Origin of the sequence: Novosphingobium jiangmenense (genome assembly GCF_015694345.1) — a bacterium.
Lineage (GTDB): Bacteria > Pseudomonadota > Alphaproteobacteria > Sphingomonadales > Sphingomonadaceae > Novosphingobium > Novosphingobium jiangmenense.
Genome location: NZ_JADQDC010000006.1, coordinates 64,794 through 91,488, shown reverse-complemented (window position 1 = coordinate 91,488; position 26,695 = coordinate 64,794). Strand labels below are relative to the sequence as shown.

The 26,695-nt window shown below is 65.3% G+C and carries 24 protein-coding genes; 16 read left to right on the top strand and 8 right to left on the bottom strand.

The annotated features are described in order from the left end of the window. Nucleotides 1–73: 73 nt before the first annotated feature. Entirely contained in the window at nt 74–1,012 is a 939-nt protein-coding gene (locus tag I2488_RS10525; RefSeq protein WP_196275760.1) for a metal-dependent hydrolase, read from the top strand. Here I2488_RS10525 and I2488_RS10520 read toward each other — a convergent pair. Beyond that, nucleotides 1,009–1,749 (bottom strand): phosphatase PAP2 family protein, encoded by a 741-nt coding sequence (locus tag I2488_RS10520; protein WP_196275759.1) that lies wholly within the window; start codon nt 1,747–1,749, stop codon nt 1,009–1,011. The genes I2488_RS10525 and I2488_RS10520 overlap by 4 nt on opposite strands. Nucleotides 1,750–1,831: 82 nt before the next feature. Here I2488_RS10520 and I2488_RS10515 point away from each other — a divergent pair, with 82 nt between their 5' ends. Together I2488_RS10515 and I2488_RS10510 are read left to right on the top strand one after the other, a co-directional pair. Then, a complete protein-coding gene (locus I2488_RS10515) occupies nt 1,832–3,211 on the top strand; it encodes an FAD-binding domain-containing protein (protein ID WP_196275758.1) in 1,380 nt (459 codons plus the stop codon). A 37-nt stretch (nt 3,212–3,248) separates the two neighbouring features. Then, entirely contained in the window at nt 3,249–4,517 is a 1,269-nt protein-coding gene (locus I2488_RS10510; RefSeq protein WP_196275757.1) for an SAM-dependent methyltransferase, read from the top strand. 3 nt (nt 4,518–4,520) lie between these two features. Here the strand turns inward: I2488_RS10510 and I2488_RS10505 are convergent, their stop codons facing one another. The 3 genes from I2488_RS10505 to purF form a co-directional block, all read right to left on the bottom strand. After that, nucleotides 4,521–4,874 (bottom strand): PilZ domain-containing protein, encoded by a 354-nt coding sequence (locus tag I2488_RS10505; RefSeq protein WP_196275756.1) that lies wholly within the window; start codon nt 4,872–4,874, stop codon nt 4,521–4,523. A gap of 91 nt (nt 4,875–4,965) precedes the next feature. Beyond that, a complete protein-coding gene (locus I2488_RS10500) occupies nt 4,966–5,673 on the bottom strand; it encodes an SDR family NAD(P)-dependent oxidoreductase (protein ID WP_196275755.1) in 708 nt (235 codons plus the stop codon). A gap of 1 nt (nt 5,674) precedes the next feature. Then, nucleotides 5,675–7,165: an amidophosphoribosyltransferase gene (purF, locus tag I2488_RS10495; protein WP_196275754.1), complete on the bottom strand. Its 1,491-nt coding sequence runs from the start codon at nt 7,163–7,165 to the stop codon at nt 5,675–5,677. Nucleotides 7,166–7,513: 348 nt separating this feature from the next. Between purF and I2488_RS10490 the strand changes: the two genes are divergently transcribed. From I2488_RS10490 to I2488_RS10450, 9 genes are all read left to right on the top strand, one after another. Next, entirely contained in the window at nt 7,514–8,449 is a 936-nt protein-coding gene (locus I2488_RS10490) for an MASE1 domain-containing protein (protein WP_196275753.1), read from the top strand. A 100-nt stretch (nt 8,450–8,549) separates the two neighbouring features. Next, nucleotides 8,550–9,791, top strand: a complete 1,242-nt coding sequence (locus I2488_RS10485; RefSeq protein WP_196275752.1) for a lipoprotein-releasing ABC transporter permease subunit — start codon at nt 8,550–8,552, stop codon at nt 9,789–9,791. Then, entirely contained in the window at nt 9,784–10,458 is a 675-nt protein-coding gene (locus I2488_RS10480; RefSeq protein WP_196275751.1) for an ABC transporter ATP-binding protein, read from the top strand. The genes I2488_RS10485 and I2488_RS10480 overlap by 8 nt, the downstream gene beginning before the upstream one ends. 52 nt (nt 10,459–10,510) lie before the next feature. Continuing rightward, nucleotides 10,511–10,774 (top strand): hypothetical protein, encoded by a 264-nt coding sequence (locus tag I2488_RS10475; RefSeq protein ID WP_196275750.1) that lies wholly within the window; start codon nt 10,511–10,513, stop codon nt 10,772–10,774. Nucleotides 10,775–10,838: 64 nt separating this feature from the next. Continuing rightward, complete coding sequence (locus I2488_RS10470) at nt 10,839–11,072, top strand: hypothetical protein (protein WP_196275749.1); 234 nt, start codon at nt 10,839–10,841, stop codon at nt 11,070–11,072. After that, nucleotides 11,069–11,557 carry a glutathione peroxidase gene (locus I2488_RS10465; RefSeq protein ID WP_196275748.1) on the top strand — a complete coding sequence of 163 codons (489 nt, stop codon included), beginning with the start codon at nt 11,069–11,071 and terminating at the stop codon, nt 11,555–11,557. The genes I2488_RS10470 and I2488_RS10465 overlap by 4 nt, the downstream gene beginning before the upstream one ends. A gap of 324 nt (nt 11,558–11,881) precedes the next feature. After that, on the top strand, nt 11,882–15,472 hold the full coding sequence (gene dnaE, locus I2488_RS10460) for a DNA polymerase III subunit alpha (protein WP_196275747.1): 3,591 nt from the start codon (nt 11,882–11,884) through the stop codon (nt 15,470–15,472). A 20-nt stretch (nt 15,473–15,492) separates the two neighbouring features. Next, nucleotides 15,493–17,121, top strand: a complete 1,629-nt coding sequence (locus I2488_RS10455; RefSeq protein WP_246465603.1) for a long-chain fatty acid--CoA ligase — start codon at nt 15,493–15,495, stop codon at nt 17,119–17,121. Continuing rightward, a complete protein-coding gene (locus I2488_RS10450) occupies nt 17,118–17,537 on the top strand; it encodes a DUF1330 domain-containing protein (RefSeq protein ID WP_196275746.1) in 420 nt (139 codons plus the stop codon). Before I2488_RS10455 ends, I2488_RS10450 begins: the two co-directional genes overlap by 4 nt. A 998-nt stretch (nt 17,538–18,535) precedes the next feature. On the opposite strand, the gene I2488_RS10445 is transcribed toward I2488_RS10450, so the two are convergent. Genes I2488_RS10445 through I2488_RS10430 form a run of 4 tightly spaced genes read right to left on the bottom strand, consistent with a single transcriptional unit; the run spans nt 18,536 to nt 22,724 of the window. After that, the gene (locus I2488_RS10445; RefSeq protein ID WP_196275745.1) at nt 18,536–19,603 is read right to left on the bottom strand and encodes a PA0069 family radical SAM protein; all 1,068 of its coding nucleotides are present in this window, start codon (nt 19,601–19,603) and stop codon (nt 18,536–18,538) included. A 52-nt stretch (nt 19,604–19,655) separates the two neighbouring features. After that, a complete protein-coding gene (gene moaB / locus I2488_RS10440; protein WP_196275744.1) occupies nt 19,656–20,183 on the bottom strand; it encodes a molybdenum cofactor biosynthesis protein B in 528 nt (175 codons plus the stop codon). Further along, nucleotides 20,173–21,969: a lytic transglycosylase domain-containing protein gene (locus I2488_RS10435; protein ID WP_196275743.1), complete on the bottom strand. Its 1,797-nt coding sequence runs from the start codon at nt 21,967–21,969 to the stop codon at nt 20,173–20,175. Before I2488_RS10435 ends, moaB begins: the two co-directional genes overlap by 11 nt. Next, complete coding sequence (locus tag I2488_RS10430) at nt 21,945–22,724, bottom strand: uracil-DNA glycosylase family protein (protein WP_196275742.1); 780 nt, start codon at nt 22,722–22,724, stop codon at nt 21,945–21,947. Before I2488_RS10430 ends, I2488_RS10435 begins: the two co-directional genes overlap by 25 nt. 110 nt (nt 22,725–22,834) lie before the next feature. Between I2488_RS10430 and I2488_RS10425 the strand changes: the two genes are divergently transcribed. The 4 genes from I2488_RS10425 to I2488_RS10410 all read left to right on the top strand — a co-directional run bounded on the left by I2488_RS10425 (nt 22,835) and on the right by I2488_RS10410 (nt 26,608). Next, on the top strand, nt 22,835–24,484 hold the full coding sequence (locus I2488_RS10425; protein WP_196275741.1) for an electron transfer flavoprotein-ubiquinone oxidoreductase: 1,650 nt from the start codon (nt 22,835–22,837) through the stop codon (nt 24,482–24,484). 78 nt (nt 24,485–24,562) lie between these two features. Further along, nucleotides 24,563–25,033: an endonuclease domain-containing protein gene (locus I2488_RS10420; RefSeq protein ID WP_343071051.1), complete on the top strand. Its 471-nt coding sequence runs from the start codon at nt 24,563–24,565 to the stop codon at nt 25,031–25,033. 58 nt (nt 25,034–25,091) lie between these two features. Further along, the gene (locus I2488_RS10415; RefSeq protein WP_196275740.1) at nt 25,092–25,889 is read left to right on the top strand and encodes a 4-(cytidine 5'-diphospho)-2-C-methyl-D-erythritol kinase; all 798 of its coding nucleotides are present in this window, start codon (nt 25,092–25,094) and stop codon (nt 25,887–25,889) included. Then, nucleotides 25,886–26,608, top strand: a complete 723-nt coding sequence (locus tag I2488_RS10410) for an N-formylglutamate amidohydrolase (RefSeq protein WP_343071041.1) — start codon at nt 25,886–25,888, stop codon at nt 26,606–26,608. The genes I2488_RS10415 and I2488_RS10410 overlap by 4 nt, the downstream gene beginning before the upstream one ends. Nucleotides 26,609–26,695: the final 87 nt, after the last annotated feature.

Below are 26,695 nucleotides of genomic sequence, written 5' to 3'. Positions count from 1 at the left end.
TGCCTCAGGCTTCGAAGGCCGCGAGAGTGCGACAGGCGCGCGCTCTTGCGGCCTTTCTGTTTGAGGGAACCCATTGGACAACCTGACGCATAGCCTTGTCGGATGGGCGCTGGCCGAGACGGGGCTGAAGCGCCGGACGCGCAAAGGTCTGGCGGCGCTGGTGCTGGCGGCGAACATGCCGGACATCGACGTGTTCTTCGGCTGGGCACCGTGGGCACCGCTGGCGATGCATCGCGGGTTCACGCATGGGCTTGTCGGCGGGGTGGTGCTGATGCCGCCGTTGCTGGCGGGTTTGTTATGGCTGCTGGATCGCTGGCAGGTTTCGCGCGGCAAGATCGCGGCGGATTTAGAGCCGCTGCACATGGGTTGGCTGGTCCTGCTGAGCTACATCGGCGCGATCACCCATCCGCTGCTCGATCTGCAGAACGTCTATGCGATCCAGTTGCTCTCGCCGATGAGCGAGGCGTGGTTCCACACCGATGGCCTGTTCATCGTCTCGCCCTGGCTGCTCGCAGTGCTCGGAGCCGGGATCTGGTTCGCGCGGCGGCTGAGCAAGGGCTCGCCCGCTGTGTTGGCCCTTGCGGCCATGGTCCTGTTCATCGGCGCAAACATCGGAATTTCGGCGATGGCCCGTGACGCGCTGGTCATGAGCGAGCCCTATCCCCGGCCCGACCGCATCTTTGCCTCGCCCGCACCCTTGCGCTTCTGGGAGCGCGACATGGTCTGGCGGGAGAGAGGCGTCATCTCGTTCGGCCATTATGATCCGCTGCACGCGCTCACAAGGCTCGACGGGATTGGGCAGTCAATGACCGACAACATGGCGCTGCCGCTCGTCCAGCAGGCCGCAACAGCAACGCCGGAAGCCGTCAAGTTCCTGGCCTGGTCGCAGATGCCGGTGGCAAACTTGGAGCAGTCCGGTTGCAGGACACGGGTCACCTTCGCCGATGCGCGCTTCACGGGCCCTGCCATGTCCCGCAACTTCAACACCGTGGTCGGCCTGAAGACCTGCTAGCTCGCGGGGGTTAGCGTCTCGAGCATGTCATCCGCCTGCTCGGCAACCGCCTTGGCTGGCTTGTGCAGGAGCGCCGAGGCGAGGAAGGCCCAGCCTGCGCCGCCGAGCCAGCCGGCGGCGACGTCAGTCGGGAAATGGACGCCAAGCCAGACGCGGCTGAGCGCAATGGCGATGCTCAGGGCCATGGCGCTGACGATCAGTGTCCAGCGCACCGGACGGCGCGGGCTCATTGCGGCAAATGCCAGCGCAATGGCGATGTAGACCACTGCCGAGTTGAAACTGTGGCCGCTCGGAAAGCTCTGCCCGCCCGCCTCCGTCAGATGGGGCACGATCAGCGGGCGCGGGCGGCCCACGGCAGCCTTGACCAGGGTGTTGACGATCCAGCCGCCCATGACCGTGGCGGTCAGCAGCACCGCTTCGCGCTTCAGCCGCATGAACAGCAGCGCGGCGAGCACGCCGATCAGGATGAGGTTGCGCAGCAGTACGCCGCCAAGTGCCGTCAGGTCGCGCACCGCCTCGAGCAGCCATTGCGGGCCTGCGGGCACAAGATCGGCTCCGCGCCGCCAGAACAGCAGCCCGGCGCTGTCGATCCCGCTCCCCCGGCCGGACATCACGAGCCAGACGACGATGGCAAAGCCCATCCAGCACACCGCCGACGCGATCAGGGCATGGCGCGGAGAGATCCTCCAGCTTCGCGCCCTTTGGGGCAGGTGGCGTTCGGGGGCGGCTTGGACCATCGGTTATGCGGAACGAGATTTGCGCAAACGTTGTTCCCGAACAACGCGTTGCGAGGGTCGCAAAGCAGAAGAAAGGGAACGCGTGTCTTCCTCGACGCAGGCTGAGCCGTCAATCGTCTGGTTCAGACGCGACTTGCGTCTGGCCGATCAGGCGGCGCTGCTGGCGGCAGCGCAGGCGGGGCCGGTGATCCCGGTCTATGTGCTCGATGACGAGACGCCGAAGCATTGCCGCATGGGCGGAGCGTCGCGCTGGTGGCTGCATCACAGCCTTGCGAGCCTCGATGCGGGCCTGCGCAAGCTGGGCTCCCGACTGATCCTGCGGCGCGGCAAGGCTCACGAGGAACTGGCAGCGGTGCGGCGAGAGACGGGCGCGCGCTTGGTCCACGCCTTGCACCACTACGAGCCATGGTGGCGCAATGCCGAGAAGGCGGTCGCCAAGGGCATGCAGCTTGTCCTGCATGACGGCAACTACCTTGCGCCGGCAGGATCGGTGAAGACCGGGGGCGGCGCGCCATACAAGATCTTCACGCCGTTCTGGCACGCGCTGAAGGAGCGGATGCCACCGGCTCACCCGGCGGACGCGCCAGTGAAGCTGGACGCGCCGGAGCATTGGCCAGGCAGCGATGCGCTCGACGACTGGAAGCTCCTGCCAAGCAGTCCCGATTGGGCGGGCGGATTTCGTGAGGAATGGACGCCCGGAGAGCAGGGCGCGCTCTCACGGCTCGAGGACTTCGCCGATCGTGCGCGGCGATATGACGAATGCCGCAACCTGCCCTCGATCGAAGGCACCTCGCGCCTCTCGCCGCACTTGCACTTCGGCGAGATTTCGCCCGCCACGATCTGGCAGCGTGTCGCCGATGCGGGCGGTTCGGTCGATGTCTTCCTGAGCGAGCTGGGCTGGCGCGACTATGCGCAGAACGTGATCGTGCAGTTCCCGGAATACGGTTCGAAAAACGCGCGCGAGGCCTATGACCGGCTGCAGTGGCGCGACGATCCCGAGGGGCTTGCAGCATGGCAGCAGGGCTGCACCGGTTACCCCATCGTCGATGCCGGGATGCGCGAGCTGTGGCACACCGGCTGGATGCACAACCGCGTGCGGATGATCGCGGCGAGCTTTCTGGTAAAGCACCTGCTGATCGACTGGCGTGAAGGCGAGCGCTGGTTCTGGGACACGCTGGTCGATGCCGACTACGGCTCGAACGCGGTCAACTGGCAGTGGACGGCGGGGACGGGCGTTGATTCCAACATGTTCGTGCGGATCATGGCGCCGCTGACGCAATCGCCCAAGTTCGATGCGGCGAGCTATATCCGCAAGTGGGTGCCGGAACTGCGGCACTTGTCGGATTCGGACATTCACGATCCGACCTTCCTGCCACAGCGCTATCCGCGCAAGATCGTCCCCCATGCCGAGGCGCGCGCGCGGGCTCTGGCGGCGCATGATGCGATGAAGGCGCAAGGCTGACCTTGCGCGTTCCGCTTCCGAACCGCATATCGCAGGCATGACTGCGCAGACGCCAACGAGGGGACGGCATCTGGTGGCCGGGGGCTGGAACATGTCCGCCGCGGGCCGCTGGCTGGCACGCCTGTTTGCCGGACCGTTCGAGCGCGTGGTCGAAAGGATCGACCGCGGGCTGGTCCAGGGTACGATCCACGCCACGTTGCCCGACGGCAGCCAGCGCAGCGTCGGCGGACGCGGCGAGGGGCCGGTGGCGCGAATCCACCTGCGCAGCTGGAACGCGATCGTGCGGCTGGCCACGGCGGGCTCGATCGGCTGGTACGAGGCCTGGGTCGAAGGCGAATGGGACAGCCCGGACCCCGTGCCGATCTTCGACCTGTTCATGCGCAATGCGGCAACGCTCGGCGATGTCGGGCGGGCCAAGGGGCCGTGGCGGCTCGCTGGCCGGGCGCTCAACTTCCTGCGCAAGAATTCGAAAGAGCAGGCGCGCCGGAACATCGCCGCCCACTACGACCTCGGCAATGATTTCTACCGCCAGTGGCTCGACGAGACGATGAGCTATTCGAGCGCGCTGTGGGACGGGATTTCGCCCGAAGCGCCGCTCGCCGAGGCGCAGGCCAACAAGGTTGACCGGCTGGGGGCGCGGCTTGCGCTGAAGCCCGGCAGCGAAGTGCTGGAGATCGGTTGCGGCTGGGGCTTCCTTGCGCGGCGCCTCGCCGAGACGACCGGGGCGCGGGTGACCGGCATCAGCCTCTCGGACGAGCAGCTTGAATGGGCGCGTGATGCCTTGGCCGCCTCTGGGCTTACGGGCATTGAGTACCGACATCAGGACTACCGCGATGTCGCAGGGGCGTTCGATGCCATTGCCAGCGTCGAGATGGTCGAGGCTGTCGGGCGCGAGTACTGGCCTTCCTACTTCGATTGCCTTGCGCGCTGCCTGAAGCCGGGCGGGCGGGCGGCACTGCAGTACATCACCATCCGCGACGACCTGTTCGACGCCTATGCCGCCAGCGCGGACTTCATCCAGGCCTATGTCTTCCCCGGTGGTCTGCTGATCAGCGAACGGGAGTTTTCCCGTCTGGCTGCGGAGCGCGGGCTGACGTGGCAGGATCGGGAGGACTTCGGTCTCGATTATGCGCGGACGCTGAAGCTGTGGCGGGATGCGCTCGATCAGGCCGTGGCCGAAGGGCGCTTGCCGAACGGGTTCGACGAGCGCTTCGTCAACCTGTGGCGCTACTACCTGATGTACTGCGAGGGCGGGTTCCGCGGCGGCGGGATCAACGTCAGTCAAGTGACGCTGATCAAGCAGTAGCTCTCACGGCCTGCGGAAAACACCGTCGCCGCGATAGCGGGCGAGGATGTTGTCGTGGACGATCGGGCTGAGCAGGTTGGCAAAGGCGCAGCCCACGCGGCCGCTGTCCCACCATACCACCTCGGCCTGAAGCGCTTCCATGCCCGGCAAGGTCAGCCAGCAGCGGTTGCCCGGGTGCATGCGCTGCAAGGCGTTGGCGCAGAAGCCGCCGAGCGAGAGGTCGAGCACGACCGTCTGGAAGCCCTTGCCGCCCGAAGGCCTCAGGGTCGCCGGAATGTTGACGCGCTGGCGGGGTGCGCTGCGATCCTCGAGCGCGGCCTGGCCATAGATGTTCGTATTCCAATCCGTCGTCGTCATGCCGGGCGACCTCGACCCATTGCGTTTCCGGCCTGCCGACGGATCGGCAAACCTTTGCAAAGAATCGCCCTGCTGCGTTAATTCCGGACTATCAGTCCTGGTTAACGCGGATGCGGTGCGGGCTGGCGAACTGTTCACCAAGAAGCGCAACGATCCGGTCAGCAACGACTTCCGGAGCCTTGACCGTCTGCGGGTCTTCGCCGGGATAGGCGCGGGCGCGCATCTTGGTGCGGGTAGCGCCGGGATCGACCACGGCGACACGGATCGCGGCGGTATTGCGCACTTCCTGCCCGTAGCTGTTGAGCAGGTTGTCGAACGCGGCCTTGGAGGCGCCGTATGCTCCCCAATAGGCGCGCGGGGTGGCGCCGACGCTGCTGGTCACGCCGACGACGCGGGCGTCCTTGCTCTTGCGCAGCATGCCGTCAAATCCGGCGAGCAGCGCCTGCGTGGCGAGGACATTGAGGGTGAGCGCCTGGTTGAATTCGCGCGCATCGATCTGCCAGACCGGGGTGAGCGTGGGCAGGACGGCGGCGTTGATTACCAGAATGTCGAGCGCCTTCCAGCGGCCCGAGATTGCCGTGGCAAGGCGGGCGATGCCTTCGGGTTCGGCCAGATCGAGCGGGGCGATGGTGGCACTGCCGCCTGCCTCGAAGATCTCTTCCTCGATCTTCTCGAGGTCCTTGGCATTGCGCGCGACCAGCACGACGTGCGCCCCGGCAGCGGCCAGGGCCTTGGCCGTGGCCGCGCCAATGCCGCGGCTTGCGCCGGTGACCAGCGCGACTTGCCCCTCGAGGCTCATCTTACGCGACCTTTCCGACCGGCAGCGAAAGCTGGTCCGGGCTTTCGCGATCGGCAAGGTCTGTCAGCCGCGTCGGATACTCACCCGAGAAGCAGGCATCGCAATACTGCGGGCAGGCCTTGTTGCGCTCGGCTTCGCCGACGGCGCGGTAGAGCCCGTCGATCGAGACGAAGGCGAGGCTGTCAGCGTGGATGAACTCGGCCATGGCGGCCACGTCCATGCGCGCGGCGAGCAGCTTCGAGCGCTCGGGCGTGTCGACGCCGTAGAAGCACGAATGCTCGGTCGGCGGGCTGGCGATGCGCATGTGGACTTCGGCGGCCCCGGCATCGCGCATCATCTGCACGATCTTGAGGCTGGTGGTGCCGCGCACGATCGAATCGTCGATCAGCACGATGCGCTTGCCGGCGACCAGCGCGCGGTTGGCGTTGTGCTTGCGCTTGACGTCCGCATTGCGTGCCCCGTCGGAGGGCTGGATGAAGGTGCGGCCGACGTAGTGCGAGCGGATGATGCCGAGTTCGAACGGAATGCCGGACTGCTGGGCATAGCCGAGTGCGGCGGGCACGCCGCTGTCAGGCACCGGGATGACGAGATCGGCGTCCGCCGGGCTTTCCATGGCCAGCTGCGCGCCGATGGCCTTGCGCACCTGGTAGACCGAGCTGCCGCCCATGACCGAGTCCGGACGGCTGAAATAGACGTGCTCGAAGATGCAGGGGCGGGCGTTGGGCTTGCCGAACGGGCGGTGGGTGCTGAGGTTGCCGTCGAGGTCGACCTGAATCAGTTCGCCGGGTTCCACTTCGCGCACGAAGTCCGCGCCGACGACGTCGAGCGCGACGGTTTCGCTGGCAAAGACCACTGCATCACCCAGCTTGCCCATCACCAGCGGGCGGATGCCGAGCGGATCGCGGCAGGCGATCATGCCCTCGGGCGTCATGCAGATCAGTGAATAGGCACCTTCGACGAGGCGCAGGGCATCGACGAAGCGGTCAAGCAGCGTCGGATAGCGGCTCGTCGCCACGAGGTGGATGATCACCTCGGTGTCCGAAGTCGACTGGAAGATCGCGCCCTTGCGGACAAGATCGCGCTTCAGGAACATCGCGTTGGAGATGTTGCCGTTGTGCGCGATCGAGAAGCCGCCCGAGGCGAGATCGGCAAACAGTGGCTGCACGTTGCGCAGGCCCGCGCCGCCCGTGGTCGAATAGCGGACGTGGCCCGAAGCCATCGTGCCCGGCAGTTCGGCGATGGCCGAGCCGGTCGAGAAGTTCGCCGCGACATGGCCGATGCCCTTGCGCTGGTAGAACTCCTGCCCGTCGAAGCTGGTGATGCCGACGGCTTCCTGCCCGCGATGCTGCAGGGCATGGAGGCCGAGCGCGACTGTCGCCGCCGCGTCACGAACGCCGAGTACGCCGAAGATGCCGCACTCTTCGCGCAGCTTGTCGTCATCGGCCCCGATATCCCACGGCGTTGCATCGGAAAGTTCAAGATCTGTGGTCATGGGTCCCGTGGACTCGCGTGGGCGCGTGCGCGCCGGCCGATTTCTGGCGCCCAAATGGCGACGTTTGCGCCCCTTGGCAAGGGCAAGCTTTGCCATGCGCCTGACAGCAACCCCGGTTCCTGCCGGGAACCGTGAATCCTCTGGGGCGTAGTTGGTGCCACGAACCCGGCGGATGGAGATTTCAAGTGAAGATGGTGAGGATCGTCCTGCTGGCCCTGGTGGCGCTGTTCGTGGCGGCGGGGACGCTGTCCTACCTGCTTGGCGTTGTCCTGCGCTGATCAAGACCATCGATGTCACCGCGTTGTAAGCGCTGCGAAAAATTAACCGAAGTGGGGCAAAAACAGGCGCATGCGCCTTGCCCGCTCCCTTGCCGGTCCTGCCAGCACCGCCATCGCCTACTTCGCGTTGGCGTTCGGCGCCGTTGCCTTTGGCCGGTTTTCCGGTGGCGTCGCGATGGTGTGGATCGCCAGCGCATTGCTGGCGGGGCGGCTCGTGCATCTGCCCGTCGCACTCTGGCCGCGCTGGGTCATCCCCTGCGGTCTCGTGAGCACGGTCGTGACCGGGTATTTCGGGATGGGCTGGGCATCTGCAGTTCCGCTGGCGCTGATCAACATGGCCGAGGCTGTCGCGGTCGCGCTGGCGTGGCGCCGCATAACCGAGGCGTTCTGGCCACACGACATCCTGGAATGGGTGACTTCGTTCTACCTCGGCATCGGCCTGACCATTCCGCTGATAACCGGATCGCTCGCCTCGCTTGTCGCGTGGCTGGCGCTGGGACTGCCGCCGATCGAGAACTTCACGCACTGGATCATCGGGCACGCTCTCGGCCTGGTCGCCTGCCTGCCGGTGTTCCACTATATCTATCACCGGCTTGGGCGAGGGCGCAGCTTCCTGCCACCGGCGCGCCAGTTGCCGCTGGCGACGCTGGTGTTCGGCTCGTTCATGCTGGTCATCGGACTGGTTTTCCTGCTCGACATGCGTGCCCTGCTGGTATTCCCGCTGGTGTTCCTGATGATTTCCTCGGCGCTGGTTCCGGCCGCGATCACCACGCTGATGCCGCTCCTGCTGATCGGGCTGGGCGGCGGAATGACGGTCATGGGCCATGGCCCGATTGCGGGCATGGACATCGCGTTCGGAGACCGCATCCAGTTCTTCCAGCTCTATGTCGGGGTGAGCGTGCTCGCCGCGCTGCCGCTGTCATGCGAGCGCCATCGGCGGATCATCGAGATGCAGGAGATGCAGGACCGCATCGCCCGGCTCGAGCGGACAAGCTCCGCACTCTGACCCGCGCGATTTGGACGGCATTGCCGTTTGCCGCGCAGCCGCCTACATCCGCAACCGTCTCCGGCATTCCGGCGACGCATTCCTGCCAGAGGACCGCTGCTTGATCCTGTCTCCATTCGAATGGACCATCGCCAAGCGCTACATGCTGCCGGGGCGGGGCGAGGCTTTCATTGCCCTTGTGGCCGGTATCAGCCTTGTCGCCGTCATGCTCGGCGTGGCCGCGCTGGTCATCGTGATGAGCGTGATGAACGGCTTCCGCGCCGAACTGCTCGACAAGATCGTGGGCCTGAACGGCCATGCGATCATCCAGGCCTATGGCGGGCGGCTCGATGACTGGCAGGACATCCTCAAGAAGGTCGAGGCGACGCCCGGCGTTACCCACGCTTCGCCGCTGATCGAGCAGCCGCTGCTGGCCAGCTTCAACGGGCGGGTCGAGGCGATCCTCGTGCGCGGCAATACGGCGGGCGACATCAAGCGGCTCGAGGAAAAGCGCGTCGATGGCGTCATCGCCTCGCTGCGGCCGGGATCGGGCAATATCGCCATCGGCTCGCGGCTGGCGCAGAACCTCGGCGCACGGGTGGGAGACAGCATCACGATCATCAATCCGCAGGGCCGCTCGACACCGTTTGGCACTGTGCCGCGAGAGATTGCCTATACCGTCTCGGCGATCTTCGAGATCGGTGTCTATGATTACGACAACGCCTATGTCGTCATGCCGATCAATGACGCGCAGACGCTGCTGCTGACCGGCGACAGCATCGGCATGATCGAGGTGACCACGACCAATGCCGACACGGTCATGGAAACGCTCGCCAAGGTGAAGCAGGACCTCGATGGCATCGCCGTCGTCACCGACTGGAAGACGATCAACGCCAGCCTGTTCGAGGCGCTGGCGGTGGAGCGGGTGGCGATGTTCATCGTGCTGTCGATCATCGTGCTGGTGGCGGTGTTCAACATCCTGTCCTCGCTGATCATGCTGGTCCGCGCCAAGACGCGCGACATCGCGATCCTGCGCACGATGGGGGCGACGCGGAAGAGCCTGCTCAAGATCTTCGTGACCATCGGCTTCGTGATCGGCGCACTGGGCACGCTTTCGGGGCTGCTGCTGGGCTTCGTATTCCTGTTCTTCCGCCAGCCCATCGTCAACGCGATCCAGTGGCTGACGGGGCAGAACCTGTGGGACCCCTCGATCCGCTTCCTGACCGAACTGCCGAGCCGGTCCGACCCGGTCGAGATCACCACGATCTGCCTGATGGCGCTGCTGTTCTCGTTCCTTGCCACGCTCTATCCCGCGCTGAAGGCCGCCAGCACGGACCCGGTTCAGGTGCTGCGTTATGAGTGATCCCGTTGTCAGATTGCAGGACCTGCGCCGCTCGTTCAGCCAGGGTGGGGTTACCATCGACGTGCTGCGGGGGGTTAACCTCGAGATCCGGCCCGGCGAGATCGTCGCGCTGCTGGGGCCTTCGGGCTCGGGGAAGTCGACCATGCTGCAGGCGATAGGCCTGCTGGAGGGCGGCTTTTCCGGGCTCATCGAGATTGCCGGGACCAACGCCTCGCAGCTTTCGGGCGATGACCGCACCGCGCTGCGCCGCGATCACCTCGGCTTCGTCTATCAGTTCCACCACCTCCTGCCCGATTTCAACGCGATCGAGAACGTGGTGCTGCCGCAGATGGTGGCGGGCAAATCGCGGGACGAGGCCGAAGTGCGGGCGACCGAACTGCTGACGGCGCTCGGTCTTGCCAAGCGGCTCGATCACCGTCCGAGCCAGTTGTCGGGCGGTGAGCAGCAGCGCGTTGCCGTGGCGCGCGCGCTGGCCAACCGGCCCGAGATGGTGCTGGCCGACGAGCCGACCGGCAACCTCGACGAGGCGACGGCGGACCGCGTGCTCGAGGAATTCCTCAAGCTGGTGCGCGGCGAAGGCAGCGCGGCGCTGATCGCCACGCACAACGAGCGGCTGGCCATGCGCATGGACCGGGTGGTGCGGCTGCACGAGGGCGTGCTGGAATAGGGATACAACGTCTCCTTCGCGCGTTTTTGGGTGCAGAAGGAGATCGTATCATATGAACACCACGATCCGCGCCGAAGCCGCCGATGCGGCCTCGTTCTGGAGCGACCACGCCGTTGTCCTGCGCCGTGAAGCGGCCGACGGCGTGTTCCATGGTTTCGCCTCGCTGCATTCCGGCACCTTTGCCGACATGGTGCGCATGGTTGCGCGGATGCCGGAAGACGAGCGCCAGACCCTGGTGATCGAGAAGTCCGGGGATCGCCAGTACAGCCCCGCCGAAATCGCGGCGCTGGCCCGCCGGATCGACTTTCCGGCCTGAACCGATTTGCCGTTGATCCGCTCCCCTTGTCGTGCGAACCATTTGCACGACAAGGGGAGAAGACATGTCCGGTCTCGATTGGAATGCCGAGGCGACGCTGCACGAGCGTGACGACCAAGGCTCGGAACTTCAGTACAATTTCAGTTCGCTGAAGAAGGCTCCCTTGCGCGAGCTGGTCGCCGAAGTCGCGGCGATGGATGCCGCCCAGCGCGCGCGGCTGGTGATCGACGTGGCCGGGGGCAAGTCGCTCAACGTGACCGAGATCCTCGAAATTGCGGCGAAGGAGGGGCTGGCATGAGTGGACCGAAGACGATTGCCGATTTCAAGGCGAAGAAGCCCAATGGCGAGATGATCGATCTTGCCGAGAAGCAGGGCAAGGTCCTGCTCGTGGTCAACACCGCATCGAAGTGCGGCTTCACCCCGCAGTACGATGGCCTCGAGAAGCTGTGGAAGGACTATGGCGACAAGGGCTTCGAGGTGCTGGCCTTCCCCTGCAACCAGTTCGGCAAGCAGGAACCGGGCACGGCGGACGAGATCGAGAGCTTCTGCAAGGTCAACTTCGGCCTGAGCTTCCCGCTCATGGCCAAGATCGAGGTCAACGGCGACAATGCCGATCCGCTCTACGACTGGCTGAAGAAGGAGGCTCCCGGCATCCTCGGCTCGAAGGCGATCAAGTGGAACTTCACCAAGTTCCTGATCGGCCGCGACGGCAAGGTGGTGCGCCGTTATGCGCCGACCGACAAGCCTGAGAGCATTGCGAAGGATATCGAGGCGCTGCTCTGATCCTTGTTTCGCGCAGAGGCGCAGAGGACGCGGAGAAGGTTACGGGCTTCGCCCGGGATGACTCACGCGAAGACGCAAAGACGCGAAGAGATTGTGCGCGCCATAGGCCTTCATCGCTAATCGAATGAAGCGCCCGTCGAGCAGGGCGGCTTCGCCGCATCGCGCGACATCTTCGCGTCTTTGCGTCTTTGCGTGAGAAATCTCTCTTCTTCTCTGCTCCCTCTGCGCCTCTGCGCGAAACCACTTCTCTTCTGAACCATCACAACTGGGGATGATCGCGCAGGACCCCTCCTGAATCGCCGCGTCAGTTGCTATCTTGCAACCATGCCCCACGCCCCGTTCGTTCCGCTCCGCATCTACTCGTCCTACACGATGCTCGACGGGGCGATCGATCCCAAGGCGATTGCCAAGACGGCGGCGGAGCGGGGGTTTCCGGCGGCGGCGATTACCGATCGCAACGGGCTCTATGGCAGTGTCGCCTATGCCAAGGCGTGCAAGGACATGGGCGTGCAGCCGGTCATCGGCACGATGCTCGCCGTGGCCCGGCCCGAGCGCGAGGGCGCGGCGACAGGGTTCGGGCCTGCTGCGCCGACGGTCGACTGGCTGGCGCTCTATGCGCAGGACGCGCGGGGCTATGACAACCTCTGCCACCTCGTCAGCCGCGCGCATCTGGAGCGGCCGCTCGAGTTCGAGGCCCATGTCGTGCTGGCGGACCTTGTCGGGCATACCGATGGCCTGATTTGCCTGACCGCGGCGGGCGAGGGCGCGCTGGCGCGCTTGCTGGCAGGGCAGCAGCAGAGCGCCGCCGAGGCCTATCTCGACCGTTTGCAGGAGCTGTTCCCCGAGCGGTTGTACATCGAGATTGCGCGGCGGAACGAGCCGGTCGAGGAAGCGTCGGAAGAGGCGCTGATCGATCTGGCCTATGCGCGCAATCTGCCGCTGGTGGCGACCAATCCCGCCTGTTTTGCCGAGCGCGGGTTCTATGACGCACACGATGCCATGCTGTGCATCGCCAGTAGCACCCATGTCGACAGCGCCGACCGTCCGCGTTCGAGCAAGGAGTGGTGGATCAAGCCGGCGCCGGTGATGGAGGAGATTTTCAAGGATCTCCCCGAGGCGCTGGCCAACACGCTCGTCGTGGCGCAACGCTGCGCGGTAATGCCGCCCAAGCGCAAGCCGATCCTGCCGAGCCTCGCCGGCGACCAGGAAGGCGAGGCGCGGATGTGCGCCGAGGACAGCCGCAAGGGCCTCGTCCTGCGGTTGAAGCCATATTACCCCGAGGCAGCGCACGGCGAACTGGAGCGGGTGCTGTGCTTGGGCCCGGATGCCGAGCCAGACGCTGCGGACTATCCGCAGCTCAACGTTGCCGGGGTGTGGGAGGAAGTCCTCGATTACCGCAAGCGGTTAGAGTTCGAGATCGCGATCATCAACCGCATGGGCTTTGGCGGCTACTTCCTGATCGTGGCCGACTTCATCAAGTGGGCCAAGGAGAACGACATTCCGGTGGGGCCGGGGCGCGGATCCGGGGCAGGTTCGCTGGTGGCCTGGGCGCTTACCATCACCGACCTCGATCCGATCAAGCTGGGCCTGCTGTTCGAACGCTTCCTCAACCCGGAACGCGTCTCGATGCCGGACTTCGATATCGACTTCTGCGAAACCCGGCGTGGCGAGGTGATCCGCTATGTCCAGCGCAAGTACGGGCTGGACCACGTCGCGCAGATCATCACCTTCGGCAAGCTCAAGGCCCGCGCCGTGCTGCGCGATACCGGGCGCATTCTGCAGATGAGCTATGGCCAGACCGACCGCCTGTGCAAGATGGTGCCGAACCATCCGACCGACCCGTGGCCACTGCCGCGCGCGTTGAATGGCGTGGCTGAACTCAAGCGCGAGTACGACAGAGATCCCGAGGTCAAGCGGCTGATCGACCTTGCGATGCAGCTGGAAGGCCTGCCGCGCAACAGTTCGACCCACGCAGCCGGCGTGGTCATCGGCGACCGGCCGCTGGCGCAGCTGGTGCCGCTCTACCGCGATCCGCGCTCGGACATGCCGGTGACGCAGTTCGACATGAAGCATGTCGAGGATGCTGGGCTGGTGAAGTTCGACTTTCTCGGCCTCAAGACGCTGTCGGTGCTGCGCAAGGCGGTGGACCTGATGGCCAAGCGCGGGATCAGCATCGATCTGTCGGCGCTCGCCTGGGATGACGAGCAGACCTACAAGCTGCTGCAATCGGGCGACACAGTCGGCGTGTTCCAGCTGGAATCCGAAGGCATGCGGCGTACGCTGGCGGCGGTGAAGCCGACCAACTTCGGCGACATCATCGCGCTCGTCTCGCTCTATCGCCCCGGCCCGATGGACAACATCCCGCTGTTCGGTCGGCGCAAGAATGGCCTCGAAAGCATCGAGTACCCGCACGAGAAGCTGGCGGGCATTCTCGCCGAGACTTACGGGATCTTCGTCTATCAGGAACAGGTCATGCAGGCCGCGCAGATCCTGGCGGGCTATTCGCTGGGCGACGCCGACCTGCTGCGCCGCGCGATGGGCAAGAAGGTTCAGGCCGAGATGGACGCGCAGCGCCAGCGCTTCGTCGATGGCTGCAAGACCGTGTCCGACATTCCCGCGGCCAAGGCCAACGAGCTGTTCGACTTGATCGACAAGTTCGCAGGCTATGGCTTCAACAAGTCCCACGCTGCCGCCTATGCCCTGCTGGCGTACCAGACGGCGTGGCTGAAGACGCACTATCCGCACGAGTTCTATGCGGCCTCGATGTGCTTCGACATGCACCAGTCGGAAAAGCTCTCGGTCTTCGTCGACGATATGCGCCGCAACGGCGTGGCGCTGGCCGGGCCGGACATCAATCATTCCGAGGCCGAGTTCACCGTGGAGCGGATCAGCGACGGGTTTGCCGTGCGCTATGCGCTGGCCGGCCTGAGGAACGTCGGCGAAAAGGCGATGGAACAGATCGTCGAGGAGCGCGAGGCGAACGGGCCCTATGCCTCGCTCGACGACCTGTTCCGGCGCATCCCGGCAGGATCGATGAACCGGCGGCAGCTGGAAGCGCTGGCGGCGGGCGGGGCACTGGATTGCCTCGAACCGAACCGGGCGCAGGTGATCGCCAATGCCGAACTGCTGATGGCGGTGGCGGACGAAGCGGCGCGCTCGCGCACGTCGGGGCAGGGCGGTCTGTTCGGCGGGGATGACCACGCCACGCCCGCAACGCGTCTGGCCGAGACGAAGCCGTGGAGCCGGGCCGACCAGATGGCGGCGGAGCGCGAGAACTTCGGGTTCTATTTCGCCGCGCATCCGGTGGAGGAATATCGCGCGGTCGCCTCGGCCAATGGCGCGCGCTCCTATGGCAGCCTGATGACCAGCAGCGGCGAGCCGGGCGGGCGTTCGGGCGCGGTCATGGCGGCGCTGGTGGAGAACGTGCAGAAGCGCAAGACGAAGAAGGGCAAGGACTTCGTCATGGCGGACTTCTCCGACAGTTCGGGGCTGTTCTCGGCTTCGTGCTTCGAGGAAAGCCTGGTCGAACCCTTCCAGCAGTGGGCGCGCGACGGGACTTGCGTGCTGCTCAACGTCGAACTCGACCGGCCCAATCCGGACGAACCGCCGCGCGTGACAGTGCGCGGGGCGCGGCCGCTGGCTTCGGTGACGAGTTCGTCGCGGATGATGCTCAAGCTGGAAGTGAGCAAGCCCGAGGCGATCACGGAACTGGCGATGCTGCTGCCCCGTGGGTCCGGCGGCACCGGCGAAGTGCTGGCGCGGCTGCGGACCGGTGGGCCGAAGGAGCCGCTCGTCCGGCTCGGCAATGATTTTAAACTGGACAGCGACTTAATCGAGCGATTGATTCCCATAGAAGGACTCGCCAATGTCGCCCTGACCGCAAGACCGGAAAGGCATCTGCGGCTGGTCGAATAACAGAGCCAACGGAGAGAGAGATGCAGCAGCTTCGACAGACCTTGGGCGCGATGCAGGACTGGAAGCTGCGGGTCACACATCTGATCGATCACGCTGCGCGCGAACACGGTGCCCGCGAGATCGTCAGCCGCTGGGCCGATGGCAGCGAGACGCGGACCAACTGGGCCGGTATCCGTCACGACGCGCTGCGCATGACGCAGGCCCTGCGCAAGCTCGGCATTCAGCCGGGCGACCGGATTGCGACGCTGGCGATGAACCATCACCGGCATCTTGTTTCGTGGTATGGCGCCGTGGGCGTCGGCGGCATTCTCCACACGCTCAACCCGCGTCTGTTTGACGATCAGCTCGAATACATCGTCAATCACGCCGAAGACCGGGTGATGCTGTTCGACCGGCAGTGGGCGCCGATCGTGGAGCGCATGAAGGCGCGCTGGCCGACGGTCGAGCACTACATCTGCTTCGACAGCAGCGAACCGGCGCTGCACTTCGAGGAGTGGATTTCGGGTGAGGACGGCCAAGCCGAATGGCACGACGGTGACGAGCGCGATCCGTGCATGCTGTGCTACACCAGCGGCACCACCGGCAATCCCAAGGGCGTGCTCTACGAGCATCGCTCGACCATGCTCCATGCGCTGAGCGCGATCAGCCCGCCGGTGTTCGGCATGGATTGCCGCTCGGTCATGCTGCCGATCGTGCCGATGTTCCACGCGGCAAGCTGGGGCCTGCCTTGGGCTGGCGCGGCGGCCGGGGCGAAGTTCGTTTATTCGGCGGTGAATGACGGTGCCGTGCTGTGCGAGTTGATGAACCGCGAGAAGGTCACCTGCTCGGCCGGCGTGCCGACGGTGTGGCTGGCGTTGTTGCAACATGTCGACGCGCACAACGGCGGCGAAATTCCGCCGAGCCTGCAGACCATCGTTACCGGCGGTTCGGCCATGCCGCGCGCGATGATCGAGCGGTTCATGCGCGCCGGGCGTCGCGTGGCGCATGCCTGGGGGATGACCGAAACCTCGCCCATCGGCACGACCGGGGCCGAGACATGGAACTGGGACGAGCTTTCGTTCGACGAGCAGGTCACCGTCAAGGCAATGCAGGGGCGGCCGCCGTTCGGGGTGGAAATCCGCTGCGTCGATCTCGATGACCCTGAGAAGGTGCTGCCGCGTGATGGCGTGACGGCAGGGGCGTTGCAGGTGCGGGGTCCGTGGATCGTGAAGCGCTACTTCAAGGCGGAGAAGGATGCGGTCGTCGCCGGGCAGTGGTTCGACACCGGCGATGTCGGCGTGATCCATGGCGATGGTACGCTGCAGCTGACCGACCGGACCAAGGACGTGATCAAGTCAGGCGGTGAATGGATCAGTTCGGTCGAACTGGAGAACGCGGCGATCGGCCATCCGGCGGTGAGCGAGGCGGCGGCAATCGGCGTCTATCACCCCAAGTGGGACGAGCGGCCCTTGCTGGTCGTGGTGAAGAAGCCGGGGATGGAATGCAACCAGGAGGAGATCCGCAGCTTCCTGGGCGGCGTGGTGGCGAAGTGGTGGGTGCCCGATGCGGTGGTGTTCGTCGACGAGATCCCGCACACCGGCACCGGCAAGATCAGCAAGAAGGACCTGCGCGACCAGTTCCGCGACTTTGCCTGGGACAAGGTGGCGTGAGCGGAGGCGAAGTCTACATCGACCCGAGCCGCGAGAACTTCGAGGTCTTCAAGTCGCTGCCGCGCGATACGCCGCTGCACATGCTCAACCTGATCAAGTTCCGCGATCTGGCCGAGTATCCCGAAGGGCATCCGAACCATGGCAAGGGCCTGACGGGGCGGGAGGCCTATGCAATCTACAAGGATGCGTTTCAGGCTCTGGTGAAGGATTCGGGCGCGGCGATGGTGTGGCAGGCGCCGATGGAATGCGTGGTCACCGGGCCGCAGGGCGAATGGGACGAGGCTTTCGTGATGGGCTATCCAAATGCCGGCGCGTTCTTCGCGATGGTGAAGGATGAGGTCTATGCGCGCGAGGCGCTGCCGCATCGCACGGCGGCGGTGGCGGACAGCCGGTTGATCCGGTTTCGGGGGGCTTAGGTCTTCGCGGGGAGGCTGTGATTTCTGATACTCACGCAAAGCCGCGAAGACGCGAAGGTGTTGCGCTTTGCGGTGAGGGTGCGTGTGGATCAGATTGCGCTGGGCTGTGGTACGCCTGCGGCGGGCGCGGCCTCTTTGCGTCTTCGCGGCTTTGCGTGAGATCATTCAGGCGTTGCGTCTTTTGCCCACCCCGCTGCGACTAAGGGTCACCTCGTGACCCAAGTCTCGCGGCCCTCCCGCTTGCGGGAGGGCTGAAGGTCTCCCCTCCCGCAGGCGGGAGGGGTTGGGGGTGGGTATCGCGGATACGCGATATGAGGGCTCATCCGCTGGCGAGTGCGGACGGTTACGCCGGAGGGATAAGCACAGATCGCGCGACCGGTGCGGCGCCGTTGCGGCACGCGCGGGGAGGGCGCGGGACCGGTTGCGAATGGCCGGGGGGCGGTTCCGGACCCCTTGTCGGCTCAGCCTGAGGGCGGACATATGTGAGAGGACGAAGCTGTGGCAGCGGCTCGCGGGCTGCCTTGGCTTCTGGCAAGCGGCTGCGTGAAAAGAACCTGTCGTTTGTGCTGACAAGTCGCACAATCATGGCGGGTTCCGCATCCGCAGCGTCGCTCAGGGTTCGGCGCCGTGCTATCAGCCCTGGGGTGTCCTGTCTGTCCTTGGGTAACGGCAGGGATTGCCCGGTGGGTCCTGGGCTTTACGCCCCGCATTGAACCCGTGAGTACCTGCCGCACCGATCGCGCCGGAGGCCTTCACGATGTGTCAGCGTCCGAAGGGAGAGGAGCGGGATGGCCTTTTGCCCTCTCCTGACCTGTGGTGGGGCATATAACCTATATGGTTCGTTTTGTCAAGGTGCTCGCCCACACACCTCGTCATTCCCGCGCAGGCGGGAATCCAGATGGCACAAGGTTTGACGTCGCGGGGCGACGGTGTTGGCTTGTGGCTGGATTCCCGCCTGCGCGGGAATGACGAAGGAGTTGGGATGACGTGGACGAGGATCAGAACAGATCGAGTTGGCCGTTGGGACTGGGTTTGCGGAACCGGGTGCAGTCGAGATCGATGTGGGCCTTGCCGATGCCGTGCTTGCGGCAGGCGACGCGGAAGCGGGTGCGGAGGAGGTCGGCCCAGACGCCGTTGGGCTTCATGCGGGTGAAGAACTGTGCGTCGTTATCCTTGCCGCCGCGAACGGACTGGACGATGGCCATGACTTTGGCCGCGCGGTCGGGGAAGTGGGTGTCCAGCCATTCGCGGAACAGCGGGGCGACTTCGTGAGGCAGGCGCAGCATGATCCAGCTGGCCGAGCGCACGCCGCGCTCAGCAGCGGCTTCGAGAATCCCTTCGATGAACTGGTCGGTGATCGACGGGATGACCGGGGCGACCGACACGTGGGTCGGGACGCCCGCCGCGACGAGTTTTTCGAGTGCATCCAGACGCTTGGCCGGGGCGCTGGCGCGCGGTTCGAGCAGACCGGACAGGCGGGGATCGAGGCTGGTCACTGAAATGCCGACGGCGGTGAGGTTGTGGCGGGCGAGTTCGGCAAGGAGATCGAGATCGTCGAGCACGCGGGCCGACTTGGTGGTGATGGTGACGGGGTGGCGCAGTTCGAGGCAAAGTTCGAGCACCTGCCGAGTGATACGATAGCGGCCTTCGATTGGCTGATAGGGATCGGTGTTGGTTCCCATGGCGATGGGGGCTGGTGTGTAGGCAGGCTTTGCCAGCGTTTCGCGCAGGAGCTTGGCGGCATCGGGCTTGGCAAAGAGCTTCGTCTCGAAATCCAGACCCGGCGATAGGTCATGCCAGGCATGGGTCGGGCGGGCGTAGCAATAGACGCAGCCGTGCTCGCAGCCTCTGTAGGCGTTTACCGAGCGATCGAACGGGATGTCTGGCGAACGGTTGAAAGTGAGGATCGAGCGGGGGTGTTCCTCGGTGACGGTAGTGCGTAGTTTCGGACCGAGACCGTCGATATCCTCGCGCGCGTCCAGCCAGTCGCCATCCGCCTCGCGTGTGGCGAGGCCGAAGCGGGTGGGGACTTTTGCGGACTGAGCTCCTCTGCCGTGGATAGCCATGGCGGGGTTGGAACATAAGTGGAACGAAAAGGCAAGGGCGCTTTGGAAAAGCCTACTTTTCCAGCAACCTCGGCATCAGTTCGACGAAGTTGCAGGGGCGGTTGCGGCTGTCGAGCTGTTCGTCGAGGATGCCGTCCCAGCCGTCCTTTACCGCGCCGTTCGAGCCGGGCAGGGCGAAGATATAGGTGCCGCGTGCGACCACGGCGCAGGCGCGCGACTGGATCGTGCTGGTGCCGATGGTCTTGTAGGAGAGCCAGCGGAACAGCTCGCCGAAGCCGGGGATGTCGCGCGTCTTCACGCGGTCAAGCGCTTCGGGGGTGACGTCGCGCCCGGTGAGGCCGGTGCCGCCGGTGATGATCACCGCGTCTACGCTGCGGTCGTCGATCCAGTTGTTGAGGCGGCTGGCGATGCGGTCGGCATCGTCTTTTTCCATGGCACGGGCGGCGAGCTTGTGGCCCTTGGCCTTGATCCGTTCGGCGAGGATATCGCCCGAGGTGTCCTCGGCGGGGCCACGCGTGTCGGAGACGGTCAGCAGGGCAATGTTGATCGGCTTGAACTCGCGCGAAGTATCAATTGCCACGCGATGCGATCCTCACGTTTTCAGCGCCGGACAGGCCGGGGAACTTGGGCCACATGCCCTGGACGAGGCCCATGCGGCTTTCGGACGGGCCACCCGCCTGCTTCTCGTACATCCAGTAATTGCGCATGACGATCGAGACGTAGCCGCGCGTTTCCCAGTAGGGAATCGATTCCATCCACAGCAGCGGATCGTTGCCGCCGCGGATTTCGGTGTTCCAGCGCGAGATCGGCAGGGGGCCGGCGTTGTAGGCGGCCATGACCTTCGGCAGGAGGCCCTGCGTGGCTTCGGAATCGCGGAGCTGCTGCAGATACTGCTGGCCGAACGCGAGGTTCACGTCGGGCAGATCGAGCTGGCGATCGCGCCCGGCCATGAGCGGATCGACACGTGCCATATCCTTGGCTGTGCCGGGGCGGACCTGCATCAGGCCCTTGGCGCCCGCCGGGCTGGTGACTGCGGTGCGGAAGTTCGATTCCTGCAGCGAATGGGCGAAGAGCAGCGCGGGATCGACCTTCCAGCCGGTGGCCGGAGTCCACTTCGGCGCGGGGAAGCGTGCGGCTTCGTCCGGGCGCGCGCCGGCAGGGGCGTTGTAGGCCATCCACAGCTGGGTGGAGGGCAGGCCGAGATCGCGGGCGAGGCGCGAGAGCGGGGCGTATTGCCCGGGTGCGCCGATGCGGGCCTGGTGGCGCAGGATTTCGTCGGCAAGACCATCCTCGCCGATCTCGGCAAGCTGAACGGCGGTGCGGATGTTGGGCACGTCGCGCAGTTGCTGCCAGTCGTTCTGCGAGAAGTCCGGGGCGACCGGGGGGGCGCTTTCGCGCATGCCGAGAGCTTCGGCGGCCATCATGCCGTAGAGCGTTTCGCGGAAGCGCGCGGCGTTGCGCAGCGAGAGCGAGACCTTCTCGGGCTTGCGGCAGCGCAGCCAGGCGCGGCTGGCCCAGTAGTGGGCGGCCGAGGCGAGTTCGTCGTTTTGCGCGGAACCGGCGGTCTTCTCGAACGAATCGGCGGCGGCAAGGCAATCGCTCAAGCGCCAGCTGGCAAGACCTGCGGTCCAGTAGGCTTCGGAGACCCAAGGGCCGGTGCCTTCGGCGGCGGTCAGCGAGAGAGCGCGGGCGGTAGCGTCGTCGTTCTCGATGTAGAAGGCCCAGCCGACCTTCTGCCGCCATTCGGCGCGGGCATCGGGGGAAAGCGTGGCGTCGACGCCATCGAGCAGCACGCGCGCTCCGACGGGGTCGTCAAACTTGATGCGGTCCTGAATCGCGGCAGCGACGGTTGCGGGCATCGTGCCATCGTCGATCGAGCGCGGCTTGATGCGCTTGGAGACGTTGGGCAGGGTGACGAGGCGCTGCGCCTGCGGCAGGGCCGGGATTTCCGTGGCACCGCGCTTGAGGGCGAGGCGGCCGAGCTGTTCCGCCCACGGCAGGTCCGGGGCCTTGGCCAGAACGTCAGTGATCGGCGCCAGCTCTGCCTTGGGTGAAGTGGCGGCGAGCATGTACTGCGCGCGGGCGACGGTGTGGAGCGGGCCATCGGCGCGTTGGGCGAACAGCGTCTGGACCTGCGTCCAGTCCTCACGCTCGATCGCGGAGAACAGGCTCTTGTAGTAGGAGCGGTCGTCCGCGCTCAGCAGTGAGGGCACGGCGGTGCGATCGGCGCGGCCGCGGAAATAGTCGACCGCTGCGCTGTTGGCATGAGCCGGGACAGCGGAAAGCCCAAGCGACGAGGTCGCAAGCGTGAGCAGCGTGAACTTCTTGGCGCGAGCCAGCTTCAAATCGTTTCGGTCCCCGTCCATTCGAGCCAGCGGCTCCACAAGCCTACCTTGAGGGCAGGGCGTTGCAGCATGGCTTCGAGATCCCACGCCGGTAGCGCAGGAAGTGGTGGCCCTTCTTGATTAATTGCCCGTAAACTTTGAGCCAAATTCGGCGGGTCGTGGCCGAGAAGCGCTGAAATGCCGGATGCGCCGAGGATCAGCAGGCGTTTGGGGGCGGCAAGGGCAATGTGGTGGAGCAGGACGTCGCCAAGACCCGACTCCTTGTGGAGCTGCCAATCGGCCATCGGCACATGCGCCGGAAGCGCGGAAGCAAGGTAAGTCCGGGACCGATCAAGTCCGAAAGCGGCGAGCATGGCATCGAGCAAGCGTCCGGCGCGCCCGGAGAGAAGCGCGTCGCCATCGTCTGCCGAGGGCATCGGCACGAGGATCATCAGGTCGGCAGCTTGCGTGCCGAGCGGAGGCAGGCGCTTGAGCCCTGCCGGGGCGAGGGCGGGTTCGGCAAGCCACCAAGGCGTGAAGGCGTCGAGGGTCTGGGGCCAATCAGCCTTGGCACTGACCTTGGCCACCTTGGGCGAATCGTCGCGCTCGGCAGCGAGTTCGCGCAGCGGCTTCATCGGGGCTGGAGGTGCAGCATCCCTGGGCTTGCGTGCCTCGGCCAGCCAGTCCTGTGGGTCGTCGACGAAGGCATGGTCCACGCCCGCATCGCGCCACCAGTCGAGCGCCGCCGTAACGGCAGCATCCCAATCGGGGCCATTCGCGTTAGCGGTATCGGGCAACCTGTCTTTCCTTCCAGTCCGTTTTGCGGTCTTGACCTTGCCGGTGGCCTCTTTCAAGGCACAAACGGAAATCAAGTCAGCAATTAGTTCTAGTCGGGAGATATCGGGGCATGAGCGAACGGGAATCGATGCCGTATGACGTCGTCATCGTCGGCGGTGGGCCTGCTGGTCTGGCCGCGTCGATCCGGCTGAAGCAGGTGAACCCGGAAATCTCGGTCTGCATCCTGGAAAAGGGGTCGGAAATCGGCGCGCACATCCTTTCGGGTGCGGTGGTCGACCCGAAGGCGCTGGACGAACTGCTCCCCGAATGGCGCGAGCAGGGCTGCCCGATGGCCGAAGTGCCGGTGACCGACAACTGGCACTGGGTGCTGTCGAAGAAGGGCAAGGTCTCGATCCCGCACTGGCCGATGCCTCCGTTCATGTCGAACGAGGGCAACTATACCGGTTCGCTGGGCAACCTGTGCCGCTGGCTTTCCGAACAGGCGATGGAACTGGGCGTCGAGATCTTCCCCGGCTTCCCGGCAGCAGAGATCCTGTTCGACGAGAACGGCGCGGTGATGGGCGTCGCCACGGGCGACATGGGCATTGCCAAGGACGGCTCGAAGAAGCCCGACTATCAGCCCGGCATGGAACTCCACGCCAAGTACACGCTGTTCGCCGAAGGCGCGCGCGGGCACCTGACCAAGCGCCTGAAAGCGCACTTCGACCTTGAGCGCGATTGCCAGCCGCAGGTCTATGGCATCGGCATCAAGGAGCTGTGGGACATCGATCCCGAAAAGCACGTTCCGGGCCGCGTGATCCACACGCAGGGCTGGCCGCTTTCGGAATCGAATTCGTGGGGCGGCGGGTTCCTCTACCATCAGGCGAACAACCAGGTGGCGCTGGGCTTCGTCACCGCGCTCGATTACGCCAACCCCTATGTCTATCCGTTCGAGGAATTCCAGCGCTGGAAGCAGCACCCGGAAATCCGCGCGATCCTCGAGGGCGGTCGCCGCGTTTCGTACGGTGCGCGCGCGATCAACGAGGGCGGCTGGCAGTCGGTGCCGCGCCTTTCGTTCCCCGGTGGCGCGCTGATCGGGTGCTCGGCCGGCTTCGTCAACGTGCCGCGCATCAAGGGCAGCCACACCGCGATGAAGAGCGGGATGCTGGCGGCGGAGTCCATCGCGGCGGCGATGGCAGCGGGCCGCGAGAAGGACGACATGGTCGAGTACGACGCAGCCGTGCGTGAAAGCTGGATCGCCAAGGAACTCAAGAAGGTCCAGAACGCGCAGCCGCTGGTTGCCAAGTTCGGCGGCGAGCTGGGCACGGTGCTGGCGGGTGCGGACATGTGGCTGCGCACGATCGGCGGGTTCGGTATCTGGAAGCCGATGAAGCACCACCGCGACAGCGAAGCGACGCAGCGCGCCGACCTGTACAAGCCGATCGCCTACCCCAAGCCCGACGGCGTGATCACCTTCGACCGCCTGACCAGCGTCTCGTTCTCGTACACCAACCACGAGGAAGATCAGCCGAGCCACCTCGTGCTGAAGGACCCGACGGTGCCGACGCGGATCAACCTGCCGCTCTATGCGGGGCCTGAGCAGCGTTACTGCCCGGCAGGCGTCTATGAGTACGTCGGCGTGGAGGAAGGCAACCCGCGCCTGCAGATCAACGCCCAGAACTGCGTCCACTGCAAGACCTGCGACATCAAGGACATGACCCAGAACATCGAATGGGTCACGCCCGAAGGCGGCGGCGGGCCGAACTATCCGAATATGTAAGGTTTCGTTCCTCCCCGGCACGGGGAGGGGGACCATCGCAGATGGTGGAGGGGCACCCGCAAGTTTGCGAACCCCTCCATTGAAAGGCTCGACAAGCTGATCACCGGACCCTCAGGCGCGGTCAAGCTCGCCCGCAAGCTGCGGAGCGAGATGACTTTGCCCGAGGGGCTGTTGTGGCGGGAGTTGCGCAAGCGGCCGGGTGGTTTGAAGTTTCGCCGGCAGCATCCTTCGGGCGCTTTCGTGATCGACTTCTATTGTGCAGCGTTGAAGCTGGCGATTGAAGTCGATGGTTTTGCGCATGGCACCGCCGAAGGGATCAAGCGCGACACTGCGAAGTCGCATTTCCTTCGTTCGCAAGGTATTGCAACCTTGCGTGTGCCAGCCAAGGCCGTGCTGGAGGATATGGAATTGGTGGTGCGGCGGATTGTTCAGGTTTGCGATGAGCGGGCGGCGCGGTTGGCAGGTGCCGACCGGGACCGTTTGGAGAACTTGCGGGTGCCCCTCCACCATCCTGCGGATGGTCCCCCTCCCCGGGGCGGGGAGGAATGATGGGCGTGCCTCTCTACCATCTTGCGGATGGTCCCCCTCCCCCGGTGGGGGAGGAATGATGCGCGAGACCGCTTATGCCAAGATCAACCTAGCGCTGCATGTGCGGCGGCGGCGGGGTGATGGGTATCATGAGCTGGAGACGCTGTTCGCCTTTGTCGATGCGGGGGATGAGCTGAGCGCTTCGCCCGCGCAGGCGGATTCGCTGCGGGTTGTCGGCGAGTTCGGCGGGGCGCTGGACGATCCGTTCGGGAATATCGTCGCCAAGGCGCTGCATTCGCTACCGCATGGGCCGGGGTGGGCGGTGACGCTGGAGAAGAACCTGCCGGTGGCGGCGGGGCTTGGCGGTGGTTCGGCGGATGCCGGGGCGATTTTCCGGATGGTGCGTGACAGCCATGGTTTGCCGGAGGACTGGCATGCACGGGCGGCGAAGCTGGGGGCTGACGTTCCGGCTTGCGTCGAGAGCGTGGCTTGCATCGGACGCGGGACCGGGACTGAACTGGATCCGATTGCCAACGATCTGGCGGGGACGCCGGTGCTGCTGGTCAATCCGCGTATTCCGCTGGCAACCGGGCCGGTGTTCAAGACTTGGGATGGCGTCGATCGGGGGGCGCTGGAAGGTGAGAACCTGCGGGACATGACTTTGCGCGGGCGCAATGATCTTGAGGCACCGGCCTTGTCACTGGTTCCGGAAATCGGCGCTGTGCTGGCGGCTCTGGGGCGGACTGGTGCGTGGTTGACGCGGATGTCAGGCTCTGGCGCGACGTGTTTTGCGCTTTACGACACGCCAGACCAGAGGGATGCGGCGCTGGCGGCGATGCCCGCCGGATGGTGGACTCTGGCGGGGGCGTTGCGGTGAGCGAGGCTTACACCATTCTTGGCGAGCCGCGCTTCGGGGGCATCCTTGTGGTGTCGGACCATGCTTCGAACCATGTGCCGACAGACATCGACCTAGGCATAGCTCCCGAATTGCTCGGCCAGCATATCGCGGTGGATATCGGCGTGGCTGAAGTCGGCGCGCTGATGGCGCAGCGGCCCGGCATTGCCGCATTTCAGGGCGGAGTGAGCCGTCTCGTCTGCGATTTCAACCGTGAGGAACATCTGCCGACCGTCGTGCCCATTGCCAGCGACGGGCATGCCATTCCGGGCAATGCGCTCGATCACGCAGGCCACGAGGCGCGGCTGGCGCGGTTTTTCCGGCCTTATCATGAAGCGCTGGCCGGACTGCTGGCCGATGTACCGCAGGCGCTGATCCTGTCATTGCACAGCTTCACCCCGCAGCTTGCATCGAGCGACGAGCCGCGTCCGTGGCATGTCGGCGTGCTCTATAACGAGGATGACCGGGCTGCGCGGATCGCGATTCCCATGCTTGAGGCGGAAGGTTTGTGCGTCGGGGATCAGCTGCCCTATTCGGGCAAGCTGCTCAACGCGACGATGAACCGTCATGCCGAGGCGGACGGTCGACCCTACCTTGGTATCGAAGTGCGCCAGGACCTGATAGGTGACGCCAAGGGGCAGGCCGAATGGGCCGAGCGGCTGGCCCGCATCGCCAATCAGGTTGCCGTTGCAATCACCTAGGATTTCCGCCGTTTTCCGGCTGACATAGTTGTAATTAATACCTTCGACATCGGCCGATTCCGTGGGCTAGGGAACGATCCCAAGTCG

What these genes read in the sequence shown, in the direction of transcription:
- I2488_RS10490 (WP_196275753.1), top strand. Translation starts at nt 7,514, where the DNA reads ATGCGCCTTGCCCGCTCCCTTGCCGGTCCTGCCAGCACCGCCATCGCC.
- I2488_RS10475 (WP_196275750.1), top strand. Translation starts at nt 10,511, where the DNA reads ATGAACACCACGATCCGCGCCGAAGCCGCCGATGCGGCCTCGTTCTGG.
- purF (WP_196275754.1), bottom strand. Translation starts at nt 7,165, where the DNA reads ATGACCACAGATCTTGAACTTTCCGATGCAACGCCGTGGGATATCGGG.
- I2488_RS10455 (WP_246465603.1), top strand. Translation starts at nt 15,493, where the DNA reads ATGCAGCAGCTTCGACAGACCTTGGGCGCGATGCAGGACTGGAAGCTG.
- dnaE (WP_196275747.1), top strand. Translation starts at nt 11,882, where the DNA reads ATGCCCCACGCCCCGTTCGTTCCGCTCCGCATCTACTCGTCCTACACG.
- I2488_RS10505 (WP_196275756.1), bottom strand. Translation starts at nt 4,874, where the DNA reads ATGACGACGACGGATTGGAATACGAACATCTATGGCCAGGCCGCGCTC.
- I2488_RS10435 (WP_196275743.1), bottom strand. Translation starts at nt 21,969, where the DNA reads ATGGACGGGGACCGAAACGATTTGAAGCTGGCTCGCGCCAAGAAGTTC.
- I2488_RS10510 (WP_196275757.1), top strand. Translation starts at nt 3,249, where the DNA reads ATGACTGCGCAGACGCCAACGAGGGGACGGCATCTGGTGGCCGGGGGC.
- I2488_RS10480 (WP_196275751.1), top strand. Translation starts at nt 9,784, where the DNA reads ATGAGTGATCCCGTTGTCAGATTGCAGGACCTGCGCCGCTCGTTCAGC.
- I2488_RS10465 (WP_196275748.1), top strand. Translation starts at nt 11,069, where the DNA reads ATGAGTGGACCGAAGACGATTGCCGATTTCAAGGCGAAGAAGCCCAAT.
- I2488_RS10520 (WP_196275759.1), bottom strand. Translation starts at nt 1,749, where the DNA reads ATGGTCCAAGCCGCCCCCGAACGCCACCTGCCCCAAAGGGCGCGAAGC.
- I2488_RS10445 (WP_196275745.1), bottom strand. Translation starts at nt 19,603, where the DNA reads ATGGCTATCCACGGCAGAGGAGCTCAGTCCGCAAAAGTCCCCACCCGC.
- I2488_RS10425 (WP_196275741.1), top strand. Translation starts at nt 22,835, where the DNA reads ATGAGCGAACGGGAATCGATGCCGTATGACGTCGTCATCGTCGGCGGT.
- I2488_RS10500 (WP_196275755.1), bottom strand. Translation starts at nt 5,673, where the DNA reads ATGAGCCTCGAGGGGCAAGTCGCGCTGGTCACCGGCGCAAGCCGCGGC.
- I2488_RS10415 (WP_196275740.1), top strand. Translation starts at nt 25,092, where the DNA reads ATGCGCGAGACCGCTTATGCCAAGATCAACCTAGCGCTGCATGTGCGG.
- I2488_RS10470 (WP_196275749.1), top strand. Translation starts at nt 10,839, where the DNA reads ATGTCCGGTCTCGATTGGAATGCCGAGGCGACGCTGCACGAGCGTGAC.